The organism is Candidatus Krumholzibacteriia bacterium (genome assembly GCA_029865265.1).
Classification (GTDB): Bacteria; Krumholzibacteriota; Krumholzibacteriia; order WVZY01; family JAKEHA01; genus JAKEHA01.
The window spans coordinates 1-6,601 of the sequence record JAOUHG010000070.1 but is presented as its reverse complement, the minus strand read 5'-3'; the positions used below and the strand labels follow the sequence as shown (position 1 = coordinate 6,601).

The following is a 6,601-nucleotide window of genomic DNA, read 5'->3' as shown; positions in this document are numbered from 1 at the left end:
TCACGTCACCAGCTTGTAGATTATTCTCCATTTATGTAGAGTTGTCTCCACTGCGAATTGGCCCTTTACCAAGCCCGTGATTTGGAACGAGAATGGCAGCTTGAACTACAAAGCTTAGACTTGTGAAGGTTGTCACAAAGGGCCGTTGAAGCGGCCTCGTGACTCGGTTATATTGGTGCTAACAGCGCGTGGCGGCCGTACCACACGCGGGTCCAATCGGGGTGGCATGAACATGAAAAGACAGCTTCGTTTCGCCGTCGGTATTGGTGTGATCCTGGTAGCGATCGCGTACTTCGCGTTTGCGGGCTACCAGGAGGGCAAGGCCTACTACAGCACCATCGACGAGTTGAACGTCATGGGCGAACGCGCCGAGGGCAAGCGCCTTCGGGTGGCCGGCATCGTTCAGCCGGGGTCGATCGTTCGCGACGGAAAAGACGTATCGTTTACACTCACGCAGGACGAGACCCACACACTTGCAGTCCGGTACTCCGGCAGCCAGCCGGTTCCGGACACGTTCAAGGATGGCTCCGAGGCGATCGTCGAAGGGGAGCGTCTCAAGGACGGTTCTTTCGACGCCGATCATATCCAGGCGAAGTGCGCTTCCAAATACGAGGCGGAGTACGGCAAGGATGCCCAGCACCCGACCGACGTTGACATGGACGGCGGCGGGGCGGACAATTCGTCTGCCGGCGGCGACTCGTACTGAAATCGCGGTTCGTGTGCGCCTTTCGGCGCGCGATGGGTCTGATCACACCTCACAACGGAGCATCCCGTGGCTGACTTTGGCAATTTCTCAATCGCGATCGCGCTGACATTCTGCGTCTTCGCGCTCTTTTCTCTATTCTATGGCGCCCGCACCGGCCGGCGTGAACTCGTCAAGAGCGGCGAGCGCGCGGTGTACGTGGTGTTCGGGTTCGTCACCCTGGCCGTGGTCGCGCTGGAAGTCCTGCTCATGCGCAGCGACTTCAGCATCGAGTACGTCGCCAACTACAGCAACCGCGACCTTCCCTTCTTCTACAAGGCGGCGGCCCTGTGGGGCGGCCAGAAGGGGTCGCTGCTCTTCTGGAGCTGGATCCTCACCGGCTTCGCCGCACTGGTGGCGCTGCGCAACCGGCACCATTCCGGCAAGCTGGTGCCCTACACGCTGGGCATTCTCTCCATTACGTCCGCGTTCTTCCTCATCATGAACAAGTTCGGAGCCAACCCCTTCGAGCACCTGGTGATGGATCATGGCGACGGCGTGAAGCGCGTGTTCACCGCCCAGGACGGCCGCGGACTCAACCCGCTGCTGCAGCACCCGGCCATGGTGATCCACCCGCCCATGCTCTACCTGGGCTACGTGGGATTCGTGGTGCCGTTCGCCTTCTGCATGGCGGCGCTGATCACGCGCGAGCTGGGTGCGGGCTGGATCAGGATGGCGCGGCGCTGGACGCTGTTCGCGTGGATCTTCCTCGGCACCGGCATTCTGCTGGGCGGCCGCTGGGCCTACGTGGAGCTGGGCTGGGGCGGCTACTGGGCCTGGGACCCGGTCGAGAACGCCTCGCTGATGCCGTGGCTCACCGGAACCGCCTTCCTGCACTCGGTGATCGTGCAGGAACGCAAGAACATGCTCAAGGTGTGGAACGTGGTGCTCATCATCACCACCTACCTGCTGGCCATTTTTGGAACCTTCCTCACGCGCAGCGGCATCGTGTCCAGCGTGCACGCGTTTGCGCAGTCGTCCATCGGCACCTACTTCCTGGTGTTCCTGGTGCTGATTGGCGGCTTCGCGCTCTACCTGGTGCTCACGCGCCTCGAGTTCCTCAAGAGCGACAACCAGCTCGACTCGTACGCATCGCGCGAGGCAAGCTTCCTGTTCAACAACCTCATCCTGCTGGCGGCGTGTTTCGCGGTATTCTGGGGGACGCTCTTTCCGGTGTTCTCCGAACTGGTCACCGGCGAGCAGGTGACGGTGGGGGCGCCGTTCTTCAACAAGATCAACATCCCCATCGCCATGTTCCTCCTGTTCCTCACCGGCGTGGGCCCGCTGCTCGCGTGGCGCAAGACGTCGTGGGAGAGCATGAAGCACATCTTCATGTGGCCCACCCTGATGGGCGTGGCCACGGCCATCGGGTGCGTGATCTTCGGCATTCGTTCCATCTACCCGGTGATGTCGTTCAGTCTCTCCGCCTTCGTGCTGGTAACGCTCTTCTCGGAGTTCAACCGCGGCGCGCGGGCGCGCATGCGCAACACCGGCGAGAACATGTTCAACGCGCTCATCGGGCTGACCATGGCCAACAAGCGCCGCTATGGCGGATACATCACCCACCTGGGCTTCCTGATGCTGATCGTCGGCTTCACCGGCCAGGCGTTCACCACCGAGGGCTGGGGCGAGGTGAAAGAGGGCGACAAGTTCACCATCGGCAAGTACGACTTCGAGTGCCTCTCCATCGACGACGTCTCCAACGCGAACTTCGAGGGCATGTCGGCCACGGTGGCGGTGTCCACCGGCGGCAAGAAGATCGCCGAGCTTTCGCCCGAGAAGCGCTTCTACCCGGCCAGCGAACAGACCACCTCGGAGGTGCGCATGCACCACACGCCCCTCGAGGACGTGTACGTGGTGTTCGCCAACGTGAAGGAACAGACCGGTGCGGTGGTGATGCAGGTGTGGATCAACCCGCTGGTGTCGTGGGTGTGGCTGGGCGGTTACGTGCTGGTGGGCGGCACCATCATCACGCTGCTCCCCAACCGCCGCGAACGCCGCGTCAAGAAACAGAAGCGCTCGGTCGAGAAGCTGCTCGAAGACGCGGAAGAACTGGTGACCACGTGAAGCGCGCGGCCGCAATCGTACTCCTGCTCCTGGTAGCGGCAACCACTGCGCTCGGGCAGTCGGCCAAGTCCACGCTCGAGGACCCGGTTCTCGCCACGCGCTTCAACACCATCTCCGACAAGCTGGTGTGCCAGTGCAGTTGCCAGATGATTCTGCGCGTGTGCAACCACGTCAACTGCCCCTCGGCCATTCCTATGCGGCAGTCGGTTGAGAAGCAGCTGCTGGAAGGCAAGAGCGACGAGGAGATCATCCAGGGCTTCGTCGACGAGATGGGCCTGAAGGTGCTCTCGTCGCCGCCGACGGAAGGTTTCAACATCGCCGCCTGGGTGATGCCGGGCTTCGGCCTGCTCGTCGGCCTCTTCGTCGTGTTCTACATGGCGTCGCGCTGGGCGGCCCGACGCAGGCTCGCCACCGCGGGCGGCACATCCGTCGAGATCGACCCCGATCTCCAGAAGCGGATCGAGAAAGAAATGAGGATCGATCAATAATGTCCCTCTTCGTCATCGGAATTCTCTCCGCGGCGGCGCTCGGTTTCGTGGCCTATCCGCTGGTGAGCTCCAAACGTCATCTCTACTATTTGGAAGACATGCTCGGCCTGGGCGACCAGAAGAAGCTCGCCTACCTCTACTCCAAGCGCAGCATCGTCTATGACAACCTCCGCGACCTCGACAACGAGTTCGCCATGGGCAAGCTCTCCGAGACGGACCACAAGCGCCTGCGCGAGGGCCTCATGGCGGAAGCCGCCGAGGTCGTCAAGCAGATCGACGAGGCGCACCTGCGGCGCGAGGTCGAGGACATGATCGAACACGACGTAAAGTCGCGCCGGAAGGTGAACTAGCCATGTCAACATCGAGGTCGCACGGCCGGTTGCCTCTGGCCGTGCTCGTCCTGACCGCGCTCACCGTGATGGCCGGCAACGCCGGCGCCTTCACGGTGCGCGGCAAGATTGTCAACGGAACCACCGGCAAGAGCGTGGATGCCACGGTGTACGCTGTGAATCCCTCCCAGGGCATGGACGAGGAACAGTCCGTGAAGTCGAAGAACGGTGAGTTCGTGATGGAGAACCTCGCCGCGCAGGGCTTCTACCTGTTGCGTGTGGACTACGCGGGCATTTCCTACAACGAACCGCTGCAGCCCGACGGAACCGACAAGGAAGTCACGGTGAAGGTGTACGAGACCACGACGTCATGGGACGGCGTGAAGGTCACCATGCCCCACATTGCGGCCGTGCGCGATGGCGACCGCCTCGTGATCGAGCAGATGTTCGAGATCGACAACGCCACCGAGCCGGCGCGCTCCATCAACGGCGACGAAGGCTTCTTCCGCCTGTACATTCCGGCGGACGTGGACACCATTACGCAGTGCTTCGTGGTGTCCATGAACGTCCCGCTCGACCGCGATCCCGAGGCCACCGGCACCGACAACGTGTACTACCTCGACTATCCCATCCGTCCCGGTGTAACGCGCGTGGGGATCACCTACAAGGTCCCCTACGCCGGCGACGAGTACGACCTCAACCAGGACATCATCTACGACATCGGTCACGTGAGCATCTTCGCGGTGGATCCGCACATGCAGATCACCAGCACGTCGCACAGCCTCGCCAAGCAGGAGGACGTGCACGGCATGGCGTCGTGGACGCTGCACGGACTCACCCGGGGCTCCGCGCTGGAGCTCAAGTTCGTGGGCGGCCACGAACACGGGCCGGAGATGGCGGGCGGTGGGGGTGGGGGTGGAGGCGGCGGTGACGTGACGGTGGTCGCCGGCCAGTCGGAATCGTTCTCACGCTACCTCATGGTGACACTGGGCCTGGTGCTGGGAACACTGGCCTTTGTGACATTGCGCGGCTCGAGCGACCCGCTCAACGATCCCAAGGTGCTGCGCGGCTACTACGACCTGCTGGTGACACGGCTCGCGCGCCTCGACGACCTGCACGCCACCGGCTCCATCTCTAACGATGCCCACAAGGCGGCGCGGGAAAGTCTGATGACCAAGCTGGGCGTCATGGCCCTGCGCATGCGCGCACACGGCGGCAAGGCGCCCGAACAACAGCACAAACCGGAGGCTGCGCCGCACGCGGTCAAACCCACCCAGGCCTCATGAGCGCGGCGCTGGCGTGCGCGGGGCTCACCAAGCGCTACGGCCGCGTGGCCGCGCTTCGGGCCGTGGACCTCTCCGTCACGCCGGGCGAGTGCGTGGCCATCTTCGGGCGCAACGGCGCCGGAAAATCCACCTTCCTGCAGATCGCCGGATCGCTCATCCGTTCCTACGACGGAACCGTAAGCATCTTCGGCGAGGACATCAAGCGCGCGTCATTGGAAACGCGGCGCGCGGTGGGCTTCGTGCTGCACGACATCTGCCTCTACTCGGACCTTACCGTGCTGGATAACCTGCGCTTCTTCGCGCGGCTCTACGGCGTGGCAAACCCGGAGGCGCGCGCGATCGAACTGCTGGAGCGGGTGGAACTGGGCACGCGCGCCGCGAGCACCATCCGCGAACTCTCCCGCGGCATGAAGCAGCGCGCCGCCATCGCCCGTGCGCTGGTGCACGATCCGCGGCTCCTGCTGCTCGACGAGCCCTTCACCGGCCTGGATGAAATCTCCAGCCAGTCGCTCGCCACCATGCTGCGCGAGTTCGCCAACCATGGTGGCACGGTATTAATGAGCACGCACGACGTGGAGCGCGCCTACCCGGTGGCCACGCGCGCCGTTATCCTGGAGCGCGGCGCGCTCACCTACGACCGGCCCACCACCGAGGCCGACCTGGCCGAGTTCCGTCACGCCTACTGGACGGTGCTCTTCACCGGCAACACGCGCGGCGCACCCACACCCGAACCGGAGCGGCCGCGCGCCTGAACCCCACCATGCTGCGAGTTGCCGCCGCCGTTCTGTGGAAGGATCTCAAGATCGAGATGCGCACCCGCGACGCCGTGAGCGCGGCGTTCGTGTTTGCGGTGCTGGTGCTGGTGGTGTTCAACTTTGCGCTGGGCGGCGACACGCCCGAGATGCGCCGGCTGGCGGCTGGGTTCTTCTGGGTGGCGTTCGCGTTCAGCGGCACGCTGGCCTTGAACCGCAGCTCCGCCATCGAAAAGGAATCGGGTGCGGGCCGCGCGCTCGCACTGGCGCCGGTGGACGCGGGCGGCATCTACCTGGGGAAGTTCTTCGCCAACACCATTTTTCTCATGGCGACGCAGCTTGCGGTGCTGCCGCTGTTCGTGATTTTCTTTGACGTGTCGGTGCCCGCGGAGCGCATCGGCTGGTTCGCGGCCTCGTTCGCGCTGGGTGCCATCGGCTTCGCCGCGCCGGGGACGCTTTTCTCCGTAGTGGCGGCCAACACGCGCATGCGCGAGCTGATGCTCCCGCTGCTGTTCATCCCCATCAGCGTGCCCGCGCTGATCGCGGCGGTGGAGACAACGTCCTTCGCGCTGGGCGGCATCGACAGCGCGGGTTTCTGGTTCAAGCTGTTGCTGGTGTACGACGTGGTGTTCGTGACCGCGTCGCTGCTGGTCTTCGAGTACGCACTGGAGGAGTGACAATGCAAACGCGACGGAATGCCGTCCTGGAGTCGGCGCTGTTCATGTGGATGGCGGTGGCGCTGGTGATGGTCTTCTTCTACGCGCCCATCGAGAAGGAACAGGGCATCGTGCAGAAGATCTTCTACTTCCACGTGCCGCTGGCCTGGAACGCGTTTCTTGGCTTTCTCATCGTGTTCATCGCGAGCTTCCGCTACCTCGCCACCCGCGACCCCAAGTGGGACGCGCGCGCGGTGGCGGCCGCCGAGGTGGGCGTGCTG

8 protein-coding genes are annotated in these 6,601 nt (G+C 63.9%); all 8 read left to right on the top strand.

The genetic code is table 11. The annotated features are described in order from the left end of the window. Nucleotides 1-232: 232 nt before the first annotated feature. Nucleotides 233-706, top strand: a complete 474-nt coding sequence (locus OEX18_15390) for a cytochrome c maturation protein CcmE (protein MDH4338651.1) — start codon at nt 233-235, stop codon at nt 704-706. Between the two features lie 66 nt (nt 707-772). Next, a complete protein-coding gene (locus OEX18_15385; protein MDH4338650.1) occupies nt 773-2,809 on the top strand; it encodes a heme lyase CcmF/NrfE family subunit in 2,037 nt (678 codons plus the stop codon). Continuing rightward, nucleotides 2,806-3,297 carry a cytochrome c-type biogenesis protein CcmH gene (locus tag OEX18_15380; protein ID MDH4338649.1) on the top strand — a complete coding sequence of 164 codons (492 nt, stop codon included), beginning with the start codon at nt 2,806-2,808 and terminating at the stop codon, nt 3,295-3,297. The genes OEX18_15385 and OEX18_15380 overlap by 4 nt, the downstream gene beginning before the upstream one ends. Next, nucleotides 3,297-3,647 (top strand): hypothetical protein, encoded by a 351-nt coding sequence (locus OEX18_15375; protein MDH4338648.1) that lies wholly within the window; start codon nt 3,297-3,299, stop codon nt 3,645-3,647. The genes OEX18_15380 and OEX18_15375 overlap by 1 nt, the downstream gene beginning before the upstream one ends. A gap of 2 nt (nt 3,648-3,649) precedes the next feature. Further along, on the top strand, nt 3,650-4,912 hold the full coding sequence (locus OEX18_15370) for a hypothetical protein (GenBank protein MDH4338647.1): 1,263 nt from the start codon (nt 3,650-3,652) through the stop codon (nt 4,910-4,912). Beyond that, complete coding sequence (locus OEX18_15365) at nt 4,909-5,664, top strand: ABC transporter ATP-binding protein (protein MDH4338646.1); 756 nt, start codon at nt 4,909-4,911, stop codon at nt 5,662-5,664. Before OEX18_15370 ends, OEX18_15365 begins: the two co-directional genes overlap by 4 nt. An 8-nt stretch (nt 5,665-5,672) precedes the next feature. Beyond that, on the top strand, nt 5,673-6,341 hold the full coding sequence (locus tag OEX18_15360) for a heme exporter protein CcmB (GenBank protein ID MDH4338645.1): 669 nt from the start codon (nt 5,673-5,675) through the stop codon (nt 6,339-6,341). A gap of 2 nt (nt 6,342-6,343) precedes the next feature. Further along, a partial coding sequence (locus OEX18_15355) for a cytochrome C assembly protein (GenBank protein MDH4338644.1) occupies nt 6,344-6,601 on the top strand: 258 nt, incomplete at its 3' end.

Bases quoted from the DNA above. Each gene is read 5' to 3' on its own strand.
- OEX18_15390 (MDH4338651.1), top strand. From the start codon at position 233: ATGAAAAGACAGCTTCGTTTCGCCGTCGGTATTGGTGTGATCCTGGTA.
- OEX18_15375 (MDH4338648.1), top strand. From the start codon at position 3,297: ATGTCCCTCTTCGTCATCGGAATTCTCTCCGCGGCGGCGCTCGGTTTC.
- OEX18_15370 (MDH4338647.1), top strand. From the start codon at position 3,650: ATGTCAACATCGAGGTCGCACGGCCGGTTGCCTCTGGCCGTGCTCGTC.
- OEX18_15365 (MDH4338646.1), top strand. From the start codon at position 4,909: ATGAGCGCGGCGCTGGCGTGCGCGGGGCTCACCAAGCGCTACGGCCGC.
- OEX18_15360 (MDH4338645.1), top strand. From the start codon at position 5,673: ATGCTGCGAGTTGCCGCCGCCGTTCTGTGGAAGGATCTCAAGATCGAG.